This is a genomic window from Sporosarcina pasteurii (assembly GCF_041295575.1).
Taxonomy (GTDB): domain Bacteria; phylum Bacillota; class Bacilli; order Bacillales_A; family Planococcaceae; genus Sporosarcina; species Sporosarcina pasteurii.
Genome location: NZ_CP160452.1, coordinates 23,560 through 44,272, shown reverse-complemented (window position 1 = coordinate 44,272; position 20,713 = coordinate 23,560). Strand labels below are relative to the sequence as shown.

Below are 20,713 nucleotides of genomic sequence, written 5' to 3'. Positions count from 1 at the left end.
CTATTCTTCCACCTCGTTCATTACGACAAGTATTTGTTTTTCTTCTATTCGAATTGCCCCTTGAAAACTCGCTTTCAAAGTAGTGAGTGTTGTCAACAGTTCAACGTGCTCCTTCGTTATCCTTTCACCAGTTAATAATAACGGAATACCTGGTGGGTAAGGAATAATTGGGGCCGCTGCGATCATTCCTACAGTTTGATCGTAATGTACCCAATCAACTTGAAATTGTTCTAGCTCGCTTCTATTGTAACAGAGTTCAGATATTTGATTGACAGTAATGGGTGGGGTAATGACATTCTTTTTTTCTTCATGAATATGTAGCCAGTTAACTGCTCGCTCAATTTTATTACAAATCGTTTCAATATCATATGTTTGTCCTTTCTTTAATAAAGGAAGGATGAAAAGCACTTGATAAGGGTCTGCAAGTTCAACAAAAATATTCTCCATCTCCAACGCTTTAAGAAATTGAAATCCAGTATAATTTTCAACTCTCCCCATTAACTTCAAAGGATCATTTGACTCGACGACTTGAAAGGATGCTATACGATTCAATCGATTGATAAAATTTTCTCTTCTATTTAAAAAGCTTTTTACATCTTCTCTCGTAAATGATTCCGCATAAGCCCTCGCATCGTCCAAGGATGCCATTAGAAGATAAGAAGGGCTACTCGACTGCAACATTTGTAAGTACTTTGATATACGTTCTTTTGACACAAAAGTAGATTTCACATGTAAAAAAGAAGCCATCGTCATGGCTGGTAATGTTTTATGTGCCGAATGAACAACGACATCAGCACCTAATGCCAAAGCTGATGTAGGAAAAGGGTTCCCTATCACAAAATGAGCACCATGTGCTTCATCTACGAGTACCGGTACATCTTGTTTATGACACATAGCAATAATTTCTTTTAAGTCTTCTCCTGTTGTCCCATAATAAGTAGGATAAGTTAATATGACAGCTTTCGCGTTAGGATATTGTTCTAATGCTTGTCGAACTTGTCCCGCTGAAACAGTACTGGCAGAAGCTGTTTCTTCATCCCAATTAGGTGCAATTAAAACTGGCCTAGCATCAACCAATTCAAGTGCATTGAATACAGACTTATGTGCATTTCGTTGAACAATCACTGTATCGCCAGCACGACAAGTCGCATAGATCATCGCTAGATTACCTACCGTAGAACCATTAACTAAGAAAAAACTCGCATCCGTATTATATAATTTCATTAATTTATCCTGTGCCTTTGCAATGACATCCTCTGGTTGATGCAAATCATCAAGACCACTTAACTCTGTAAAGTCAAATGAGAGCGCAGAACGTAATGATTGTGGCAAACCGGATAATTCTCCATACTTATGACCCGGTACGTGAAAAGAGACCGGTTTCTCCTGTTTAAACTCCACCAACCTTTGGACAAGTGGACGATTGATATATTCCATTTTCTCTTCACTTCCTACTATTATTAATGATGTTAAGATTTAAGACGTGAACCTCTTTAGTATGATTCATACCTATCACTTCATTTAGCGAATTATTATTAATTTCATATATAACAAAAAGAGCCACTACCATAAGGTAATGACTCTTTTAGTGCTTGGCAACGTCCTACTCTTGCAGGGGCTAACCCCAACTACCATCGGCGCTGAAGAGCTTAACTTCCGTGTTCGGTATGGGAACGGGTGTGACCTCTTCGCTATCGCCACCAAACTATTGAGCTTGTTCGCTCAAAACTGGATAAACAAAACATTGAATACAACAAACCGCAATGTATTTAAGGATAAGTCCTCAATCGATTAGTATCCGTCAGCTGCACATGTCGCCATGCTTCCACCTCGGACCTATCAACCTCATCATCTTTGAGGGATTTTACTTACTTGCGTAATGGGAAATCTCATCTTGAGGGGGGCTTCATGCTTAGATGCTTTCAGCATTTATCCCGTCCATACGTAGCTACCCAGCTATGCCTTTGGCAAGACAACTGGTACACCAGCGGTATGTCCATCCCGGTCCTCTCGTACTAAGGACAGCTCCTCTCAAATTTCCTGCGCCCGCGACGGATAGGGACCGAACTGTCTCACGACGTTCTGAACCCAGCTCGCGTACCGCTTTAATGGGCGAACAGCCCAACCCTTGGGACCGACTACAGCCCCAGGATGCGATGAGCCGACATCGAGGTGCCAAACCTCCCCGTCGATGTGAACTCTTGGGAGAGATAAGCCTGTTATCCCCGGGGTAGCTTTTATCCGTTGAGCGATGGCCCTTCCATGCGGAACCACCGGATCACTAAGCCCGTCTTTCGACCCTGCTCGACTTGTAGGTCTCGCAGTCAAGCTCCCTTATGCCTTTGCACTCTACGAATGATGTCCAACCATTCTGAGGGAACCTTTGGGCGCCTCCGTTACTCTTTAGGAGGCGACCGCCCCAGTCAAACTGCCCGCCTGACACTGTCTCCTACCCCGCTAAGGGGCATGGGTTAGAATTCCAATACAGTCAGGGTAGTATCCCACCGATGCCTCCACCGAAGCTGGCGCTCCGGTTTCAAAGGCTCCTACCTATCCTGTACAGACTGCATCAGAATTCAATATCAGGTTGCAGTAAAGCTCCACGGGGTCTTTCCGTCCTGTCGCGGGTAACCTGCATCTTCACAGGTACTATAATTTCACCGAGTCTCTCGTTGAGACAGTGCCCAGATCGTTACGCCTTTCGTGCGGGTCGGAACTTACCCGACAAGGAATTTCGCTACCTTAGGACCGTTATAGTTACGGCCGCCGTTTACTGGGGCTTCGGTTCAAAGCTTCGCTTGCGCTAACCTCTCCCCTTAACCTTCCAGCACCGGGCAGGCGTCAGCCCCTATACGTCACCTTACGGTTTTGCAGAGACCTGTGTTTTTGCTAAACAGTCGCCTGGGCCTATTCACTGCGGCTCTCTCGGGCTTTAACACCCTATCAGAGCACCCCTTCTCCCGAAGTTACGGGGTCATTTTGCCGAGTTCCTTAACGAGAGTTCTCTCGATCACCTTAGGATTCTCTCCTCGCCTACCTGTGTCGGTTTGCGGTACGGGCACCTCCCGCCTCGTTAGAGGCTTTTCTTGGCAGCGTGAAATCAGGGACTCCGGGGAAAATTCCCCTTGCTATCACAGCTCAATGTTATAGAAACGGGATTTGCCTCGTTTCACACCTTACTGCTTAGACGCACATTACCAACCGTGCGCTCACCCTATCCTACTGCGTCCCCCCATTACTCAAACGGCGGGGAGGTGGTACAGGAATATCAACCTGTTGTCCATCGTCTACGCCTTTCGGCCTCGACTTAGGTCCCGACTAACCCTGAGCGGACGAGCCTTCCTCAGGAAACCTTAGGCATTCGGTGGAAGGGATTCTCACCCTTCTTTCGCTACTCATACCGGCATTCTCACTTCTAGGCGCTCCACTAGTCCTTACAGTCTAGCTTCGACGCCCCTAGAACGCTCTCCTACCACTGACACCAAAGGTGTCAATCCACAGTTTCGGTGATTCGTTTAGCCCCGGTACATTTTCGGCGCAGCGCCACTCGACCAGTGAGCTATTACGCACTCTTTAAATGGTGGCTGCTTCTAAGCCAACATCCTGGTTGTCTGGGCAACGCCACATCCTTTTCCACTTAACGAATACTTGGGGACCTTAACTGGTGGTCTGGGTTGTTTCCCTCTCGACTACGAATCTTATCACCCGCAGTCTGACTCCCAAACAAAAATCATCGGCATTCGGAGTTTGTCTGAATTCGGTAACCCGGGATGGGCCCCTAGTCCAAACAGTGCTCTACCTCCGAGATTCTAACGTTTGAGGCTAGCCCTAAAGCTATTTCGGAGAGAACCAGCTATCTCCAGGTTCGATTGGAATTTCACCGCTACCCACACCTCATCCCCGCATTTTTCAACATACGTGGGTTCGGGCCTCCAGTAAGTGTTACCTTACCTTCACCCTGGACATGGGTAGATCACCTGGTTTCGGGTCTACGACTACATACTAAAACGCCCTATTCAGACTCGCTTTCGCTGCGGCTCCGCATTCTCTGCTTAACCTTGCATGTAATCAGTAACTCGCCGGTTCATTCTACAAAAGGCACGCCATCACTCAGCTTGTTTCCGAAGAAACAGCATCGAGCTCTGACTACTTGTAGGCACACGGTTTCAGGATCTATTTCACTCCCCTTCCGGGGTGCTTTTCACCTTTCCCTCACGGTACTGGTTCACTATCGGTCACTAGGAAGTATTTAGCCTTGGGAGATGGTCCTCCCGGATTCCAACGGAATTTCACGTGTTCCGTCGTACTCAGGATCCACTCTGGAGAGAATACACTTTTGATTACGGGGCTATTACCCACTATGGCAGACCTTTCCAGGTCGCTTCATCTAATGCATTCCTTTGTAACTCCGTATAGAGTGTCCTACAACCCCAGGAAGCAAGCTTCCTGGTTTGGGCTGTTCCCGTTTCGCTCGCCGCTACTCAGGGAATCGATTTTCTTTCTCTTCCTCCGGGTACTTAGATGTTTCAGTTCTCCGGGTGTGCCTCATATACGCTATGTATTCACGTATATGTACTGTTCCATTACGAACAGTGGGTTTCCCCATTCGGAAATCTCTGGATCAATGCTTACTTACAGCTCCCCAGAGCATATCGGTGTTAGTGCCGTCCTTCATAGGCTCCTAGTGCCAAGGCATCCGCCGTGCGCCCTTTCTAACTTAACCTTAAAACCAACGTTGTATAGCGATATACAACAATTGATTCATACATTACTACATTTGTGTTTATTTCAATGTCGTTTTATCCAGTTTTCAAAGAACAAGTAATGAAAGTTCAAATGAATGAACCTTCAAAACTGAACGCAAAACGTCAAGTTGAAGAGAACTTTCTCTTCATTCCGTTAAATATCCTTAGAAAGGAGGTGATCCAGCCGCACCTTCCGATACGGCTACCTTGTTACGACTTCACCCCAATCATCTGTCCCACCTTCGGCGGCTGGCTCCCAAAAGGGTTACCCCACCGACTTCGGGTGTTACAAACTCTCGTGGTGTGACGGGCGGTGTGTACAAGACCCGGGAACGTATTCACCGTGGCATGCTGATCCACGATTACTAGCGATTCCTGCTTCATGCAGGCGAGTTGCAGCCTGCAATCCGAACTGGGAACGGTTTTATGGGATTAGCTCCCCCTCGCGGGTTGGCAACCCTTTGTACCGTCCATTGTAGCACGTGTGTAGCCCAGGTCATAAGGGGCATGATGATTTGACGTCATCCCCACCTTCCTCCGGTTTGTCACCGGCAGTCACCTTAGAGTGCCCAACTGAATGCTGGCAACTAAGGTCAAGGGTTGCGCTCGTTACGGGACTTAACCCAACATCTCACGACACGAGCTGACGACAACCATGCACCACCTGTCACCGCTGTCCCCGAAGGGAAAGGTATATCTCTATACCGGTCAACGGGATGTCAAGACCTGGTAAGGTTCTTCGCGTAGCTTCGAATTAAACCACATGCTCCACCGCTTGTGCGGGTCCCCGTCAATTCCTTTGAGTTTCAGCCTTGCGGCCGTACTCCCCAGGCGGAGTGCTTAATGCGTTTGCTCCAGCACTAAGGGGCGGAAACCCCCTAACACTTAGCACTCATCGTTTACGGCATGGACTACCAGGGTATCTAATCCTGTTTGCTCCCCATGCTTTCGCGCCTCAGCGTCAGTTACAGACCAGAAAGCCGCCTTCGCCACTGGTGTTCCTCCACATCTCTACGCATTTCACCGCTACACGTGGAATTCCGCTTTCCTCTTCTGTACTCAAGCCTTCCAGTTTCCAATGACCTTCCACGGTTAAGCCGTGGGCTTTCACATCAGACTTAAAAGGCCGCCTGCGCGCGCTTTACGCCCAATAATTCCGGACAACGCTTGCCACCTACGTATTACCGCGGCTGCTGGCACGTAGTTAGCCGTGGCTTTCTAATGAGGTACCGTCAAGGTACAGGCAGTTACTCCTGTACTTGTTCTTCCCTCACAACAGAGCTTTACGATCCGAAAACCTTCTTCGCTCACGCGGCGTTGCTCCATCAGACTTTCGTCCATTGTGGAAGATTCCCTACTGCTGCCTCCCGTAGGAGTCTGGGCCGTGTCTCAGTCCCAGTGTGGCCGATCACCCTCTCAGGTCGGCTACGCATCGTCGCCTTGGTAAGCCGTTACCTCACCAACTAGCTAATGCGCCGCGGGCCCATCCTGCAGTGACAGCATAGCCGTCTTTCAGAGTTCCCTCATGCGAAGGAACTGATTATTCGGTATTAGCCCCGGTTTCCCGGAGTTATCCCCAACTGCAGGGCAGGTTGCCCACGTGTTACTCACCCATCCGCCGCTAACAAAGGAAGAAACAAGTTTCTTCCTTTGTTCGCTCGACTTGCATGTATTAGGCACGCCGCCAGCGTTCGTCCTGAGCCAGGATCAAACTCTCCATAATAGAGAAATTCGATTAGCTCGATTTCTTTGCTGGCATCATTAAGATGTCCAATTTTGAATCCGAAGATTCGTTTCCTACAAACCAACAAGTTGATTTGTAGTTGTTATATCTTGACGTTTTGCTGTTCAGTTTTCAAGGTTCATATTATAGAAGAAATCTTTCACCGTTTCTTCCGACTGCTTCTTTCGTTCTCCCGAAGCAACTCTTATATCATATCAAGTATCAAACTCGATGTCAACAACTTTTTTGAATTTCTTTTTTAGTTGTTTTCGTTATTTGTGTTGCTCGAATTGGCAACGTTAATAACTATACCACCTTCTTTTTTAGAATGCAACCCCTATTTATAAAATAAATGCAATCACACAAATTGAAGCGAGACCTGGAATGCCAAGTATCGTAATAACAAGCCCCGATACAATGTTAACCGGGACATAAACACCAAAGAAACCAGCGACTACGTTTAAAATAAAAAGAGCTAGAAAGGAAAATGCAAGACGGAACCAATAGATTGAAATGAACTCGAAGATACTTTTCACACGCTTCTTGTCCATTACCAATAGAAACAACACAAAACTCGCGATAAAAATACTAATGGCTGCTTTCATGAGGAACACTCCTTTTTATGTGAATGCTCCATCATACGCAACCAAAAGAAAATATATTAGTCTCTACCTAAGTTTCTTGCCTTTGCTTCCTTATATAGATAGAAATGTTTGCTCTCTGTTATTTTACGCCGTATAAAAACTTCTTGATCATAATCATCAAGATGATTTTCAATGAACTTCGCTTGTTCCCATTCATCTCTTGTTTCCGTCATTAACGATCGTAACTTGTCGTCAAATATTCTTTTTAGCTTACTCTTCCTTTTAAACATAGACACCGCCCCTTTTTTCACATCATAGTTCTCGGCGTCCCTCGAGCGCTTTAGATAATGTAACTTCATCTGCATATTCAAGGTCTCCACCAACCGGTAACCCATGTGCAATTCTTGTCGTTCTTATGCCTGAAGGTCTCACTAATCTAGAAATATACATGGCCGTTGCTTCACCTTCAATTGTTGGATTTGTAGCTAGAATCAACTCTTCGACTTCCTCATCTTGCAAGCGCGTTAAAAGAGATGGAACATTTATATCTTCTGGTCCAACCCCATCCATTGGAGAGATAGCACCATGGAGAACATGATAAAGGCCTTGGTAATCTCGCATTTTCTCCATTGCTATTACGTCTTTTGGATCTTGTACAACACATATAAGTGAACGATCACGCTGTTTATCTTGACATATATGACATGGATCTACGTCTGTAATATGTCCGCAAGTTGAACAAAAATGTAAATTCCGCTTCGCATCCACGAGCGCCTTTGCAAAATCTAAAACAGTATCTTCTTCCATTTCTAATACAAAAAACGCCAGTCGGCCCGCTGTTTTCGGACCGATGCCTGGCAATTTCATAAAACTATCAATTAACTTAGATATTGGTTCTGGATAATGCATGCTGATTCCTCCTAGAACATTCCCGGTAGGTTTAGCCCCTTCGTGAACTGTCCCATTGTTGAGTTCGTTAATTCATCCGCTTTTTTCATTGCTTCGTTTGTAGCAATCACTACTAAGTCTTGTAAGATTTCTACATCTTCTGGATCGACTACGTCTGGGTTAATCACAACTTCTAATACTTCTTTATCTCCTGAAACCGTCACTTTGACCATACCGCCGCCAGCAGTTCCTTCGAGACGCTCTTCCCCTAGTTTCTCTTGTGCTTCCGCCATTTTCTTTTGCATTTTTTGCATTTGCTTCATCATACCTTGCATATTTCCCATACCACGCATGTCAATTTCCTCCTCAATTTTGGTTTTACCTTCTCAAAAATTTCTTCTCTTCTATAATAAGTCGAAATGAAATTTTTCGGTACTATATCGATTAATCATCGTGTACTTCAATAAAGTCCTTGCCGAAAATCTTCTCAGCTTCCGCTACAATTGGATCAGCAACTTCTTGTTCTGCTTCTTTTAAAAAGTCCATCATTTCACCCGCGACTCTTTCTTCGTTTTCTTCGCCCGCGTTGTCACCTTGTTTCTCAAGCCCATGATTTCGAATAAAGTCAGACCGAACTTTGAGCCATGATTCCTCAGGAACATAGATCACTTCATACGGCTTTCCCGTTCTAGAGTTGAGGGCGTCCGTTAAACCTGCTCGTAAAGATGGATTTTCGGAAGCCATTAAACAATGGATCTCGTATTTAAACTTTAACACAAACGAGTCCGCAGATGCTGCAACTGGTTCCGCTTCATCTAGAAGAGCTGCATGTGATTTCTGCAACATTTGCAACATACCCGCCCAATTTTCCCGAATTGCTTGGATATCTTGTTTTGTTGCAGCCTTTAATACTTCATTAATTTTACCTGTTGGAATTCGAATAGATTGCGATGACTTTGATGCATTCCTTCTTGGTTGTGGTGCATTTGACTCACCAGGATTCACTTGGACTCCTGACTGGATTTGTTGTTGCAGTTGAGTAATTGTACGTTCCAATTGTTCTACTTTATTCACCAAATCAGGATTTTCATTGGCAAGCGAGTTAGATTGTATCGAGGCTATTTGTGGCTCTAAATGAATCATTTTTAAAAGAGCTGACTCTACATAGACTTTTGCATGATTTGAAAAACGCATTTCTTGTTGTGTCTTTGCCAATATGTCAATAAATGAATAGAGCGTGTCCTGGTCAAATTCCTTGGCTAACTCCTCAAAACGACTATCTGCCGACACAAGTTCCAGTAGATCTTTCAAGTTTGGTGCAGTACGTAAAAGCAGGAGGTCTCTGAAAAACGTAATTAAATCTTCCGCTAGTCGTGAAACGTCTTTTCCTTCTGCAATTAACTGATCTAAAAGAGACAACGTAGTACCTGCATCTTTTTCCTGCAGCGCTTTCGCCAATCGATAAAAAATATCTTCTCCAATTGCGCCTGTCACAAGTAATGCATCATTTACCGACAAACTATCTCCACTAAAGGAAGCAACCTGATCCAACATACTTAATGCATCACGCATACCACCAGAGGCCGCTTGCGCAATAACCTTCAAGGTCCCTTCATCAGACTCAATTTGTGCGTCTTGAAGGACAATTTCCATGCGTTCAATAATATCAGATGAAGTAAGCGGTTTAAAGTCAAATCGCTGACACCTTGAAATGATCGTTAACGGCAACTTATGTGGTTCTGTCGTTGCCAAAATGAACACGGCATGCTCAGGTGGCTCTTCAAGTGTTTTCAACAAAGCATTGAATGCCGAATTCGATAACATATGAACTTCATCAATAATATATACTTTAAACCGTGAATTGGACGGTGCAAATCGAACCTTTTCAATAATTTCTCGCATTTCTTCTACTCGCGAATTTGATGCCGCGTCAAATTCGATTACATCTGTATTAGAACCTTCCGTTATACTGATGCAAGTCGGACACTCATTACACGGTTCGTTCGTCGTTCTTTCTTCACAGTTGAGAGCTTTCGCGAAAATCTTTGCTGCACTCGTTTTTCCAGTTCCACGCGGTCCTGAAAAAAGATATGCATGCGTCGTTTTATTATGAAGGAGGGCATTTTGAAGCGTCTGTTTCACATGGTGCTGGCCGGACATTTCTGCAAATGATTGCGGTCGATAAACACGATAAAAAGCTTGATAAACCAACACTTACCTCTCCTTTTGAATACATTTTTTCAATACTTCCATTGTAGCACAAATGCCATCCTATTACATTTGTTATTATCCTGATTTCTCAACCTACAGAGCTACTTCTTAATTTTAAGCAAAATAAAAACCCGTCCATCCCTGAACGAGTTTGAATAATTCTATGTAATGCCGTGCACCTTCCTCCGACTGCCGAACATATGCGTTACTCCTGTCGCCAGCTCAGCCTAGGCAACCCTACGGCACATGAAAGATTCCACTTAATGCTGCTTCCTTCCGGACCTGACATGGTTCATGGATTTTCATTGCGCAGGACCCAAACGTCAACACTACGTGCAAGAGGCAGACCATACATTCGAACAGCCTCGGGAAGGAATTCAGTCTTGCTAGAGCGGATTGCAAGTTACAAGGTTCCGCTATTCCCCCACCTAGCACGGCAATACTTAGTATACTAAATTATAACGGAAAAATCAACACGTGATTTAAAATGACTCATCATAAATCATTTTATCAAAGTTATTTCTATTCCTATACAACGAAAAGAATTAGAACAAGAACATATTGTTGTAGATAAACGAAACTTTTTGGAAGTCAATCCGTAGTAAAGATATAAAGTACTTTCATGAGGTGATATGAATGTTTAATCGAACGCCTAAGTGCTCCGAGTGTGGTATTGAAATTAAAGGAGATGATGTTGTATTCTTGAAAATGCGTTATCCAAAGCGAAAAGGAATGGTTGAAATTAAAGCATACCTTAATAACGAAGGAACTTTTCTATGTGAAAATTGTTTTCAATATCCTTCAAAATAAAAGAACAAGCATGCATCCTTGTCCTTATATTCAAACGGCTGATTTACTCTAATTAATGTTTCTTAAAAATCTTTCTTGAAAACTGTTGACATTATATTTTTTACATGGTAAATTATTAATTGTCTTACGGAGGAATACCCAAGCCCGGCTGAAGGGATCGGTCTTGAAAACCGACAGGGGTGTTAAAGCCCGCGGGGGTTCGAATCCCTCTTCCTCCGCCATAATTTTAAATTAGCGCATAAATTTAGAGATTGAATTCGTTACACGGTAACGAATTTTTCTTATCAAATAATAGACTGAAAATAAAAACACTCTTAATGAGTGTTTTTTTGTTTTCCCATATGATATTGAAAGTTTCTTTATTATTAACACTCCACATTGCATTATTTCTTGAACAACCTATAAAAGCTACCTTGGTCACATAACAAGGTAGCTTTTAGAGATCAAATCGGCATATTTTGTTTTTGAATATTCGCCCCGACATTTGACGAACGAACAGGAAAACTATAATAATACGGGAATCTTGAAGTTAGCTCCTGGACAATCTCCTCTTCAGTCCCCTCTTCCACTGTCACAATTAAAGAAGGGCCCGCCCCGCTAATCGTCATTCCATATGCGCCAACATCTTTACAAAACATACGAATATCATCATAGTGTGGGAACAATGTTTTACGATAAGGTTCATGAAGATGATCTTTCTCCATCATTTTCCCGACTGTTTTCCAATCATTTTGTGCTAGTGCTACCGTTAAGACGGCGCTCGCAGAACTGCTGCGAACCGCCTTTTCATGCGACAATTCATTCGGCAATAGCCCTCTCGCTTCCGATGTTTTAAACTCTTTCGGCGGAACGAGAACTACAAACATTGCATCCACCTGTTTCACGTGAATATAGTCAATCTCGTCAGCTTCAAAATAAGCGATTACAGCCCCACCAAGTAAAGCTGCACTGACATTATCTGCATGTCCCTCTAGTTCGCTGCCGAGTAAAACTTTATCTCTGTCCGTCAGCTCTAGTTCTAATAGATGGTCAGCGATTACAATTCCAACTGCGATTGCGGAAGCACTGCTCCCAAATCCTTTTCCTAATGGGATATCAGACTTTACTCTAAGTTGTAAAGGAGCGATTTCTTTATGATATCTCTTAGCAACTTCAATAATCGTCTGAACGATTAAATTTTGCTCATCTGACACCAACCCTTGAAATGCTTCCTCTTCATAAATCACTGTCCATTCACTGTGAGCTGTTACGTCCACCGACATATAAAGATCTAAAGCAAGGCCGACACTATCAAATCCAGGACCTAAATTTGCGGTAGTGGCCGGTACGATGACTGAAAATCCTGGATTTGACATCATTGAACCCCTGCCTTTAGTTCATTAAGCAGTTCTTCAAACTCCTCCTGCGATAACAATGCCTTGTCTTCATTGACTTGAATCGCCGTGTCAGGATCTTTCAAACCATTTCCAGTAAGTACTGCGACAACTGTTGCGCCTTTTTCAAGCACACCAGCATCTACTTGTTTCTTCACGCCTGCGATAGACGCACATGAACCTGGCTCAGCAAAAACACCTTCCTGCGAAGCAATTAATTGATATGCCTCTAAAATTTCTTCATCCGTTGCAGATAAAATATTTCCTTTCGATTCTTCGAGTGCACGGTTTGCTAGTTCCCAACTTGCAGGATTTCCTATTCTGATTGCCGTCGCCACCGTTTCAGGTTCTTCAAATACGCGGTTGTAAACGATAGGTGCTGCCCCATCTGCTTGTACACCTAGTAATTTTGGTAATTCAGTCCCTTTCTTATCCGCGTATTCTTTAAACCCCTTCCAAGCGGCCGAAATATTTCCGGCATTTCCAACTGGCAGTGCAAATACATCCGGCACTTTTCCAAGCTGATCAATCGTTTCAAACGCAATTGTTTTTTGTCCTTCTAAACGGTACGGATTCACCGAATTCACGAGCGCAACTTCTCCTTCTCCGGCTTCGCGTACCATTCTAAGTGCTTCGTCAAAATTCCCTTCAATCTCAACGATTTCCGCACCATACATTTTTGCTTGCGCCATTTTCCCAAGTGCAATTCTGCCCTCTGGAATAACGACAATTGTGCGCATTCCTGCTCTAGCACCATATGCCGCTGCAGACGCAGAAGTATTTCCCGTGGACGCGCAAATTAAAGTCGTTTTCCCTTCCTCTTTCGCTTTCGCTACTGCCATGACCATACCGCGATCTTTAAAAGAACCTGTTGGATTAACCCCCTCTACTTTCACATACAGATTAATGCCCCACTGTTCAGATAGACGAGACAAATGGATAAGCGGTGTATTCCCTTCATGTAAAGTAAGCATTGGTGTATTCTTTGTAATTGGTAACCACTCTTTATATTGTTCTAGCAATCCATTCCATCTCATCATGATTTCTCTCCTTCTACACGGTAATGACTTAATACAGCTAATACGACATCTGTATTTTCAAGTTCTTCTAATACGTCCAGATGTTGTTGGCGTGACATCTTATGTGTGATAAACACAAGTTCGGAATCCTCTTCGTCATTTACAGGATTCTGGACAACAGTTGCCAAACTTGCACCATACTTACTGTAAATGGCCGACAACCTCGTTAATACACCCACCTCATCTTTCACTAAAAATCTATGAAAGTACCTTGAAAATCGTTTATCATCACTTTTTACTTTCCGCTCATATTGCGGGGAATGAAGTCTTTTTCCATTCATCCCAAGTAGTAAATTGCGGCAGGCTGCCACCACATCGGCAGTTACTGATGTTGCAGTCGGCAATGAACCAGCACCAGGACCATACAACATCGTTTCACCTACAGCTGCACCGTAGATATAAACAGCATTATATTCATTATGAACGGATGCTAGCGGGTGTGTATTTGGAATGAAAACAGGCTCTACGGATACGGCAATTCCGTCTTCATCTTTCTCTGCATGACCTGCCATTTTCACTGTATAACCAAAGCTTTCCGCCAAATCAACGTCTCCGTCTTGTATTTCTTTCATCCCTCTCACAAACACGTCATCTAGTTGCACTTCAGTAGAAAATGCGAGAGACGCTAAAATAACCATTTTTCTTGCCGCATCAATACCGTCTACATCCGCGGATGGATCAGCTTCAGCAAACCCAAGTTCCATCGCTTCCGCAAGTGCATCTTCATAAGACATATTTTCTTGTTTCATTTTCGTTAAAATAAAGTTCGTTGTTCCATTCACAATCCCAGTTAATGAACTAATCCGGTCAGAAGCGAGCCCATCCTCCATCGTACGAATAAGTGGAATTCCACCACCAACACTCGCTTCGTAAAATAAATCACATTTATTTTCATCTGCAAGCCTCAACAATTCAGGACCATAAACAGCCATCAAATCTTTATTTGCCGTAACGACTCCTTTTCCAGCATGTAAAGAAGCTTCAATCGCATCCTTCGCACCATTCATACCACCCATTACTTCTACAATCAAATCGATTGAAGGGTCATTCAAAACTTCGTCTATGTCATCTGTAAAGACATCCGCAGGTAAATCTGTCTCCCGCTTCTTTGTCATATCTCTTACTAATACTTTTTTAATTTTTACTTCTGTGCCTAACTTATGATGCAAATCTTGCTGATGCTCTAAAATGATTTTTGCTACACCGCTACCTACAGTACCAAAACCTAATAAACCAATATTAATTTGATTTCCCATTGACGATTCTCCTCGCTGTGTGTACACTATAGAAAAACAATTGACCTCTGTATAAAGACATTATAAAGATGTTCTAGCAGATTTACAACCCCAATTGTTCATATTTACAAGGATAGAAGACTTTGTCTAACCTTGCTAGGAGTCAGATAAATCGCGACGAATGGCATGGCTTTGCCGTTTTGGAAAGATCCTAGATGATCATAGTTTCATCTTTTTAATTAGAATTATCTATATATTACCAATAAAAATAATTAAAAGATAGGATTTGATGGAAATGAAAGTGTGTAAATTTGGTGGAACGTCAGTGGCAACGGCAGAACAGATTAAAAAAGTCGTCGATATTGTTAAAAGTGATGATTCAAGGAAGATTATTGTCGTATCTGCACCTGGTAAAAGATTTGCTGAGGATGAAAAAGTAACAGACTTGCTCATTACTTTGGCAAATGTTGCACTTAACAATAAAAACGTAGAAGCGGCTTTAGAAAATGTAGTCACTCGATATCGTTTGATAGGAGAAGAACTTGGCCTCGACAGCACAATCGCTCAAGTCATTGAAGATGATTTACGTAATCGCTTAGCAACTAAGTCTAATGATGAAAGTTTGTTTATGGATACAATGAAGGCAGCCGGAGAAGATAATAATGCGAAGCTGATTGCCGCCTATTTTAACCATGTAGGTATACTTGCACAATACGCTTGTCCAAAGAAAGCTGGTTTACTCGTCAATGAGCGCCCTGAACGAGTCCAAGCATTACCTGAAGGATACGCACAGCTCGAAAACTTAAAGAACGCAGAAGGAATTGTTGTCTTCCCAGGATTTTTTGGTTATACGAAAAGCGGAACACTTCGCACGTTTAACCGTGGCGGTTCTGATATTACAGGCTCAATAGTCGCTGCTGCAGTCCGTGCAGACCTATATGAAAACTTTACAGATGTTGACTCTGTCTTCGCAGCCAATCCAAAAGTTGTTGAAAATCCCGCCGCAATCGGTAAGATGACATATCGTGAAATGCGTGAACTCTCATACGCAGGCTTCTCAGTTTTTCACGACGAAGCATTGATGCCAGCATTTTTACGCTCAGTTCCCGTTTGTATTAAAAACACAAACAATCCGGAAGCGCCTGGAACGATGATTGTGAGTGAACGCGATTATTCCGCACAACCAGTAATCGGCATTGCAACAGATAACGGATTCTCAACATTATTCGTTGAAAAGTATTTAATGAACCAAGAGATTGGATTTGGTCGTCGTTTACTACAAATTTTGGAAGATGAAGGAATTTCCTTCGAACATACACCTTCTGGCATTGATAATATGTCTGTTATTATTCGGAATGAGTATTTAACTGAGGATAATCGCTTAAAAATTATTAAACGCATTGAGGAAGAACTTCATGCAGATGACGTTCACTTCCGCGAAACAGATTATTCCATGATTGTTCTTGTTGGAGAAGGGATGCGCCATGCGACGGGACTAACAGCGCGTGCTGCAACAGCAATTGCACGCACTGGTTCTAATATCGAAATGATTAACCAAGGATCTTCCGAAGTAAGTCTCGTCTTTGGCGTTGATAAAAAAGACGAGGATAAAATTTTGCGCGAGCTGTACACGGAGTTTTTCCAAAAAGTAAAAGTTCTAGCATAAACGAAAGGCACACCAACATAAACGGTGTGCCTTTCATTTTTTTCTAGTATGAATAATACCCGAACATCATCGGAAATTGTCGAATAATAGCATCTGCAATCATATCTGCCATTTCTAATGCTTGCGCCTCAATTTCATCAAATACCGCTACATCTTCTTTGTAATTTCCTTCAATCATCGTGACAGCTTCATGTTTCGTCAATGCTAAATGCATATAAAACATTTCTCTAATCTCTTCTAGATGAATGTATGGATTGATGCTGCTTAAAAACACCGAAATTTCATCCGCATTTCTATACCACTGCTTTTCTTTTTCTTCAGCAGTTTCCGTATCTCCATTCACAGCGGCAGTAACTAGCTCCGCAGCAATCACTAAATGTTCTTTGATTAATTCTCCATATTTATCGGCAATTTGGTCTCCGTAAAAAGGTCTTAAACAATTCCCCAAATCCGTCGCATTTCTTAATAATCGTGCTTGCACTTCATCTAAATCAGGTAATTTAAACACGATACTAATAATTGTCATGCGCGTCCAGTTGACATGTTCTTCCCAAAGGAGGCGGTTCATCGTTTTATAATCCGCCTCTGCTTTACTAATAAACTGTCTGCCATAAGGATCTGGTGTATTTAAAATATATCTGACCGGAGCTGTATAATTCACGCTTGGTCCCCAATAGTTTGATAAGTTCATGGTTCTTTCTTGATGAGAATTAAAGTCATTTGCATAAAAGTACACTCTACGAACACTCCTCTATCATTTTCTCTATGCCAAACTTAAGCATCACTTATTAACATCGCTTATCAAATTAGGCAAGATGAGCGTCCTGTATCGTATTCAATTGAGGTTATGTTGGTGAAATTATAATCGAGAATATCAGTTTACCTAAGATTTTCTCAAAAAAAAGAAGAAGAAAGTCATACTCCCCTTCCTCTTCCGTTATGGTATTTCTACTTTATCTATTTGTCGTCTGTCCAATCTGCTTTACAATATTTTCAATTTCATTCGGGTTTTCAAGTAGATCATAATCTTTAATATTGAGTCGAAGTACAGGACAAGCATCAAAAGTGTTAATCCATGTAGCATAACGCTCATGCATCTCTTCCCAGTACGCAATTGGTGTCTGCTGCTCCATCGGACGTCCGCGTTCTTCAATCCTACTGATAATATCCGCAACAGATCCTTCTAAATAGATAAGTAAATTTGGATGCGGAAAATAAGGCGTCATAACCATCGCTTCAAATAAGTCCGTATAAGTTGCGTAGTCAACTGGGTCCATCGTTCCTTTTTCCATATGCATTTTCGCGAAAATCCCTGTATCTTCATAAATTGAACGGTCCTGAATAAAGCCGCCGCCCATTTCAAAAATCCGTTTTTGTTCTTTAAAACGTTCTGCCAAAAAGTAAATTTGTAAATGGAAACTCCATGTTTTGAAATCATCATAAAAGCGATCCAAATAGGGATTGTCATCGACTTGTTCAAACGATGTTTTAAAGTTTAATGCGTCTGCCAGTGCTTGGGTCATCGTTGACTTCCCCGCGCCTACTGTACCTGCAATCGTAATAATTGCATTTTCAGGAATTCCATATTTTTCCCGTAAGTTCATCTTTCTTGCACTCCTTGAATCACTTCTACAATACTCGTTAACACATATTCCATGTCTTCTTTTTTATTCACGAAGTCCAAATGATCCCCATTAAATCTAAGCACGGGTATATGTGGATTGGCTTCCTCAAATATATTAATAAACATTTCATAGTCATTTGCTAATTGAGTTAAGTATGCAGGATCCATATTTTTTTCAAATTCGCGCCCACGTAATGCGATGCGCTTCATCAGTGTTTCTTGACTTGCATATAAATAAACGATTATATTCGGTGCAGGCATATCTCGCGTTAAAATCTTATAGATTTCTTCGTATTTCTCGTATTCATTTTGCTCAAGTGTTCTCTTCGCAAAAATTAGGTTTTTAAACACATGATAGTCTGCAACGACTGGTGTATTACTCGAAAGTATTTCTTTTTTTATATCACTCAATTGCTTATATCGATTACATAGAAAAAACATTTCTGTCTGAAAGCTCCATGCTTCAATATCATCATAAAACTTCGACAAAAATGGGTTTTCTTCAACTATCTCTTTTAGCAACTGGAAATTCTGTGATTCCGCTATCGACCTAGAAAGCGTCGTTTTACCAACGCCAATTGGCCCTTCAACTGCTATAAACGGAATAGTCATCAGATATCCCCCTATCTCGTCTTAATTGCACGCACTTTATCTTATCACAATCGGGAATTGAAGTTAATATTTTTTCACGTGGAACATTTTTCTTAAGTGGATGATTTTTCTGTTTTAAGACGCTGATTATGAAAGTTTTCTTCATTATACGGCAATCATGCTACAATATAGCAAAGGAGCGATGCAGATGACATCATTTGAAAAAGACAATAAATATATGCGAATGGCGATTGCAGAAGCTCGTAAAGCGGAAAAATTAGGTGAAGTGCCGATTGGTGCAATTATTGTTCATAAAGATCAAGTCATTGCACGTGCGCATAACTTACGCGAATCAACGCAAAATGCAACAACGCATGCTGAACTCTCTGCTATCCAAGATGCTTGTGAAGTCTTGAGTAGTTGGCGACTAGAAGAAACAACATTATACGTCACACTTGAACCTTGTCCTATGTGTGCCGGTGCAATTATACAATCTCGTATTCCCCGAGTCGTTTACGGCGCACGCGACCCGAAAGGCGGCTGTGTACATTCTCTTTATGAATTACTCAATGATGCACGGTTTAATCATGAAGCCGAAGTAACTGAAGGTGTTTTGGCGGATGAATGTGGTCAAATGCTAACAGACTTTTTCAGAGCGATTCGGGAACGCAAAAAACAACAAAAGAAAATCGTGCCAGACGTTGAATAACGCTCGCACGATTTTTTTCTGTCTACACACCTGTTACTTAATAACTTCTTTTCCACCCATATATGGACGGAGTGCTTTCGGAATAATAACAGAACCATCTTCCTGCTGATAGTTTTCTAAAATAGCCGCTACTGTACGTCCTACCGCTACACCACTTCCGTTTAACGTATGCACGAACTCAGGCTTTGCTCCAGTCTCTTTACGGTAACGGATATGTGCACGGCGCGCTTGGAAATCTTCAAAGTTAGAACATGAAGAAATTTCACGGTACACATTTTGCGTTGGCATCCATACTTCTAAGTCGTACGTTTTTGCGGATGAAAAACCTAGATCTCCTGTGCAAAGTTTTACAACGCGGTAAGGCAACTCTAATAGTTGTAATACTTTCTCCGCATGGCCTGTTAGCTTTTCTAATTCTTCATAAGAATCTTCTGGTTTCACAAGACGCACAAGTTCCACTTTATTGAACTGATGCTGACGAATTAACCCGCGCGTATCTCTTCCTGCAGAGCCCGCTTCTGAACGGAAGTTTGCACTATATGCAGTAAATGTAATTGGCAACTTACTGCCGTCTACAATTTCATCACTATGGAAGTTAGTCACTGGGACTTCTGAAGTTGGAATTAAGAAATAGTCCTCTTCTTCAACATGGAATAAGTCTTCTGCAAACTTTGGTAACTGTCCCGTCCCCGTTAAGCTCGTACGATTGACAAGTTGCGGTGGAAGTAACTCTTCATATCCATGTTCATCAACATGCAAGTCTAACATGAAGCTAATGAGCGCTCTTTCTAAACGAGCCCCTAATCCACGATAGAATACAAAGCGGCTTCCAGCAACTTTTGCTGCTCTTTCAAAATCTAAAATATTTAAATCCGTTCCTAAATCCCAATGTGGCTTCGGTTCAAATGTAAATGATGTTTTATCGCCCCACGTACGGATTTCTATATTTTCATCATCACTATCCCCTTGTGGTACACTGTCATGCGGTGTATTTGGAATACGCATTAGAATATAATTCAGTTTCTCTTCAACTTCATGTAGCGCTGTTTCCAGAACCTTTATCTCTTCCCCAACTTCACGCATACGTAAAATTGCTTCATCCGCATTTTCTTTGTTGCGTTTCATCTGCGCAATTTGTTGCGATACTTCATTACGTTCTGCCTTCAATTGCTCTGTTTTAACGATTAATTCTCTTCTTTTCTCATCAAGTTCCCCAAACTGATCAAGATCCGTTAAGTCTTCACCTAACCTTGCTAACTTTTCTTTTACTTCATCGAAATTTGTGCGTAGTTTTTTAATATCTAACATACAATTTTCCTCCTTTACTATTTTAGAACACAAAAAAAGCCCTCTATCCCCTTGTCATAAAAGGGACGAGAACTACCCGCGTTGCCACCCAAATTAACCAGACTACTTTGTCTGATTCACTTCATTGAAATAACGGTTCAACTGACCGGCATAGACTTACTAGTTGT

General features: G+C 42.3%; 15 protein-coding genes, 1 tRNA gene, 3 rRNA genes, 1 other RNA gene and 1 other annotated feature (1 of these 21 cut by a window edge). Of the genes, 3 read left to right on the top strand and 17 right to left on the bottom strand.

Annotated features, from left to right (window positions below; genetic code table 11):
• The 10 genes from AB1H92_RS00180 to ffs form a co-directional block, all read right to left on the bottom strand.
• Positions 1 to 1,437: an aminotransferase class I/II-fold pyridoxal phosphate-dependent enzyme gene (locus AB1H92_RS00180; protein ID WP_115359625.1), complete on the bottom strand. Its 1,437-nt coding sequence runs from the start codon at positions 1,435 to 1,437 to the stop codon at positions 1 to 3.
• Between the two features lie 153 nt (positions 1,438 to 1,590).
• Positions 1,591 to 1,705 (bottom strand): 5S ribosomal RNA (gene rrf, locus AB1H92_RS00175).
• Positions 1,706 to 1,771: 66 nt separating this feature from the next.
• A 23S ribosomal RNA gene (locus tag AB1H92_RS00170) occupies positions 1,772 to 4,723 on the bottom strand.
• Positions 4,724 to 4,913: 190 nt separating this feature from the next.
• Positions 4,914 to 6,468, bottom strand: a 16S ribosomal RNA gene (locus AB1H92_RS00165).
• Together the 16S, 23S and 5S rRNA genes form the textbook arrangement of a ribosomal RNA operon.
• Positions 6,469 to 6,809: 341 nt before the next feature.
• Positions 6,810 to 7,073: a pro-sigmaK processing inhibitor BofA family protein gene (locus AB1H92_RS00160; protein WP_115359624.1), complete on the bottom strand. Its 264-nt coding sequence runs from the start codon at positions 7,071 to 7,073 to the stop codon at positions 6,810 to 6,812.
• Positions 7,074 to 7,129: 56 nt separating this feature from the next.
• Complete coding sequence (locus AB1H92_RS00155) at positions 7,130 to 7,342, bottom strand: YaaL family protein (protein WP_115359623.1); 213 nt, start codon at positions 7,340 to 7,342, stop codon at positions 7,130 to 7,132.
• 22 nt (positions 7,343 to 7,364) lie between these two features.
• The gene (recR, locus tag AB1H92_RS00150) at positions 7,365 to 7,961 is read right to left on the bottom strand and encodes a recombination mediator RecR (protein WP_115359622.1); all 597 of its coding nucleotides are present in this window, start codon (positions 7,959 to 7,961) and stop codon (positions 7,365 to 7,367) included.
• 11 nt (positions 7,962 to 7,972) lie between these two features.
• A complete protein-coding gene (locus AB1H92_RS00145) occupies positions 7,973 to 8,293 on the bottom strand; it encodes a YbaB/EbfC family nucleoid-associated protein (protein ID WP_075526434.1) in 321 nt (106 codons plus the stop codon).
• A 91-nt stretch (positions 8,294 to 8,384) separates the two neighbouring features.
• Entirely contained in the window at positions 8,385 to 10,151 is a 1,767-nt protein-coding gene (dnaX, locus tag AB1H92_RS00140) for a DNA polymerase III subunit gamma/tau (protein ID WP_115359621.1), read from the bottom strand.
• A 171-nt stretch (positions 10,152 to 10,322) separates the two neighbouring features.
• Positions 10,323 to 10,588: signal recognition particle sRNA large type (gene ffs, locus AB1H92_RS00135), an RNA gene on the bottom strand.
• A 501-nt stretch (positions 10,589 to 11,089) separates the two neighbouring features.
• On the opposite strand from ffs, the gene AB1H92_RS00130 reads away from it, so the two are divergent.
• A tRNA-Ser gene (locus AB1H92_RS00130) sits at positions 11,090 to 11,182 on the top strand.
• Positions 11,183 to 11,404: 222 nt separating this feature from the next.
• Here the strand turns inward: AB1H92_RS00130 and thrB are convergent.
• The 3 genes from thrB to AB1H92_RS00115 are packed head-to-tail and all read right to left on the bottom strand — an operon-like array spanning position 11,405 to position 14,669.
• Positions 11,405 to 12,316, bottom strand: a complete 912-nt coding sequence (gene thrB / locus AB1H92_RS00125; protein ID WP_115359619.1) for a homoserine kinase — start codon at positions 12,314 to 12,316, stop codon at positions 11,405 to 11,407.
• Positions 12,316 to 13,371 (bottom strand): threonine synthase, encoded by a 1,056-nt coding sequence (gene thrC / locus AB1H92_RS00120; RefSeq protein ID WP_115363964.1) that lies wholly within the window; start codon positions 13,369 to 13,371, stop codon positions 12,316 to 12,318. Before thrC ends, thrB begins: the two co-directional genes overlap by 1 nt.
• Positions 13,371 to 14,669 carry a homoserine dehydrogenase gene (locus AB1H92_RS00115; protein ID WP_115359618.1) on the bottom strand — a complete coding sequence of 433 codons (1,299 nt, stop codon included), beginning with the start codon at positions 14,667 to 14,669 and terminating at the stop codon, positions 13,371 to 13,373. The genes thrC and AB1H92_RS00115 overlap by 1 nt, the downstream gene beginning before the upstream one ends.
• Before the next feature lie 274 nt (positions 14,670 to 14,943).
• On the opposite strand from AB1H92_RS00115, the gene AB1H92_RS00110 reads away from it, so the two are divergent.
• Entirely contained in the window at positions 14,944 to 16,314 is a 1,371-nt protein-coding gene (locus AB1H92_RS00110) for an aspartate kinase (protein ID WP_115359617.1), read from the top strand.
• 43 nt (positions 16,315 to 16,357) lie between these two features.
• Here the strand turns inward: AB1H92_RS00110 and AB1H92_RS00105 are convergent, their stop codons facing one another.
• From AB1H92_RS00105 to AB1H92_RS00095, 3 genes are all read right to left on the bottom strand, one after another.
• Entirely contained in the window at positions 16,358 to 17,005 is a 648-nt protein-coding gene (locus AB1H92_RS00105; protein WP_115363962.1) for a hypothetical protein, read from the bottom strand.
• A 262-nt stretch (positions 17,006 to 17,267) separates the two neighbouring features.
• A complete protein-coding gene (locus AB1H92_RS00100; RefSeq protein WP_115359616.1) occupies positions 17,268 to 17,918 on the bottom strand; it encodes a deoxynucleoside kinase in 651 nt (216 codons plus the stop codon).
• The gene (locus AB1H92_RS00095) at positions 17,915 to 18,550 is read right to left on the bottom strand and encodes a deoxynucleoside kinase (protein WP_115359615.1); all 636 of its coding nucleotides are present in this window, start codon (positions 18,548 to 18,550) and stop codon (positions 17,915 to 17,917) included. Before AB1H92_RS00095 ends, AB1H92_RS00100 begins: the two co-directional genes overlap by 4 nt.
• A 187-nt stretch (positions 18,551 to 18,737) precedes the next feature.
• Between AB1H92_RS00095 and tadA the strand changes: the two genes are divergently transcribed.
• Positions 18,738 to 19,238 (top strand): tRNA adenosine(34) deaminase TadA, encoded by a 501-nt coding sequence (gene tadA, locus AB1H92_RS00090; RefSeq protein WP_115359614.1) that lies wholly within the window; start codon positions 18,738 to 18,740, stop codon positions 19,236 to 19,238.
• Positions 19,239 to 19,271: 33 nt separating this feature from the next.
• Here tadA and serS read toward each other — a convergent pair whose 3' ends face one another.
• The gene (serS, locus tag AB1H92_RS00085) at positions 19,272 to 20,546 is read right to left on the bottom strand and encodes a serine--tRNA ligase (RefSeq protein WP_115359613.1); all 1,275 of its coding nucleotides are present in this window, start codon (positions 20,544 to 20,546) and stop codon (positions 19,272 to 19,274) included.
• 58 nt (positions 20,547 to 20,604) lie between these two features.
• Positions 20,605 to 20,713: a binding site (T-box leader), on the bottom strand; it runs 110 nt beyond the window's last position.

Bases quoted from the DNA above. Each gene is read 5' to 3' on its own strand.
- AB1H92_RS00180 (WP_115359625.1), bottom strand. From the start codon at position 1,437: ATGGAATATATCAATCGTCCACTTGTCCAAAGGTTGGTGGAGTTTAAA.
- AB1H92_RS00160 (WP_115359624.1), bottom strand. From the start codon at position 7,073: ATGAAAGCAGCCATTAGTATTTTTATCGCGAGTTTTGTGTTGTTTCTA.
- AB1H92_RS00155 (WP_115359623.1), bottom strand. From the start codon at position 7,342: ATGTTTAAAAGGAAGAGTAAGCTAAAAAGAATATTTGACGACAAGTTA.
- recR (WP_115359622.1), bottom strand. From the start codon at position 7,961: ATGCATTATCCAGAACCAATATCTAAGTTAATTGATAGTTTTATGAAA.
- AB1H92_RS00145 (WP_075526434.1), bottom strand. From the start codon at position 8,293: ATGCGTGGTATGGGAAATATGCAAGGTATGATGAAGCAAATGCAAAAA.
- thrB (WP_115359619.1), bottom strand. From the start codon at position 12,316: ATGTCAAATCCAGGATTTTCAGTCATCGTACCGGCCACTACCGCAAAT.
- thrC (WP_115363964.1), bottom strand. From the start codon at position 13,371: ATGAGATGGAATGGATTGCTAGAACAATATAAAGAGTGGTTACCAATT.
- AB1H92_RS00115 (WP_115359618.1), bottom strand. From the start codon at position 14,669: ATGGGAAATCAAATTAATATTGGTTTATTAGGTTTTGGTACTGTAGGT.
- AB1H92_RS00110 (WP_115359617.1), top strand. From the start codon at position 14,944: ATGAAAGTGTGTAAATTTGGTGGAACGTCAGTGGCAACGGCAGAACAG.
- AB1H92_RS00105 (WP_115363962.1), bottom strand. From the start codon at position 17,005: ATGAACTTATCAAACTATTGGGGACCAAGCGTGAATTATACAGCTCCG.
- AB1H92_RS00100 (WP_115359616.1), bottom strand. From the start codon at position 17,918: ATGAACTTACGGGAAAAATATGGAATTCCTGAAAATGCAATTATTACG.
- AB1H92_RS00095 (WP_115359615.1), bottom strand. From the start codon at position 18,550: ATGACTATTCCGTTTATAGCAGTTGAAGGGCCAATTGGCGTTGGTAAA.
- tadA (WP_115359614.1), top strand. From the start codon at position 18,738: ATGACATCATTTGAAAAAGACAATAAATATATGCGAATGGCGATTGCA.
- serS (WP_115359613.1), bottom strand. From the start codon at position 20,546: ATGTTAGATATTAAAAAACTACGCACAAATTTCGATGAAGTAAAAGAA.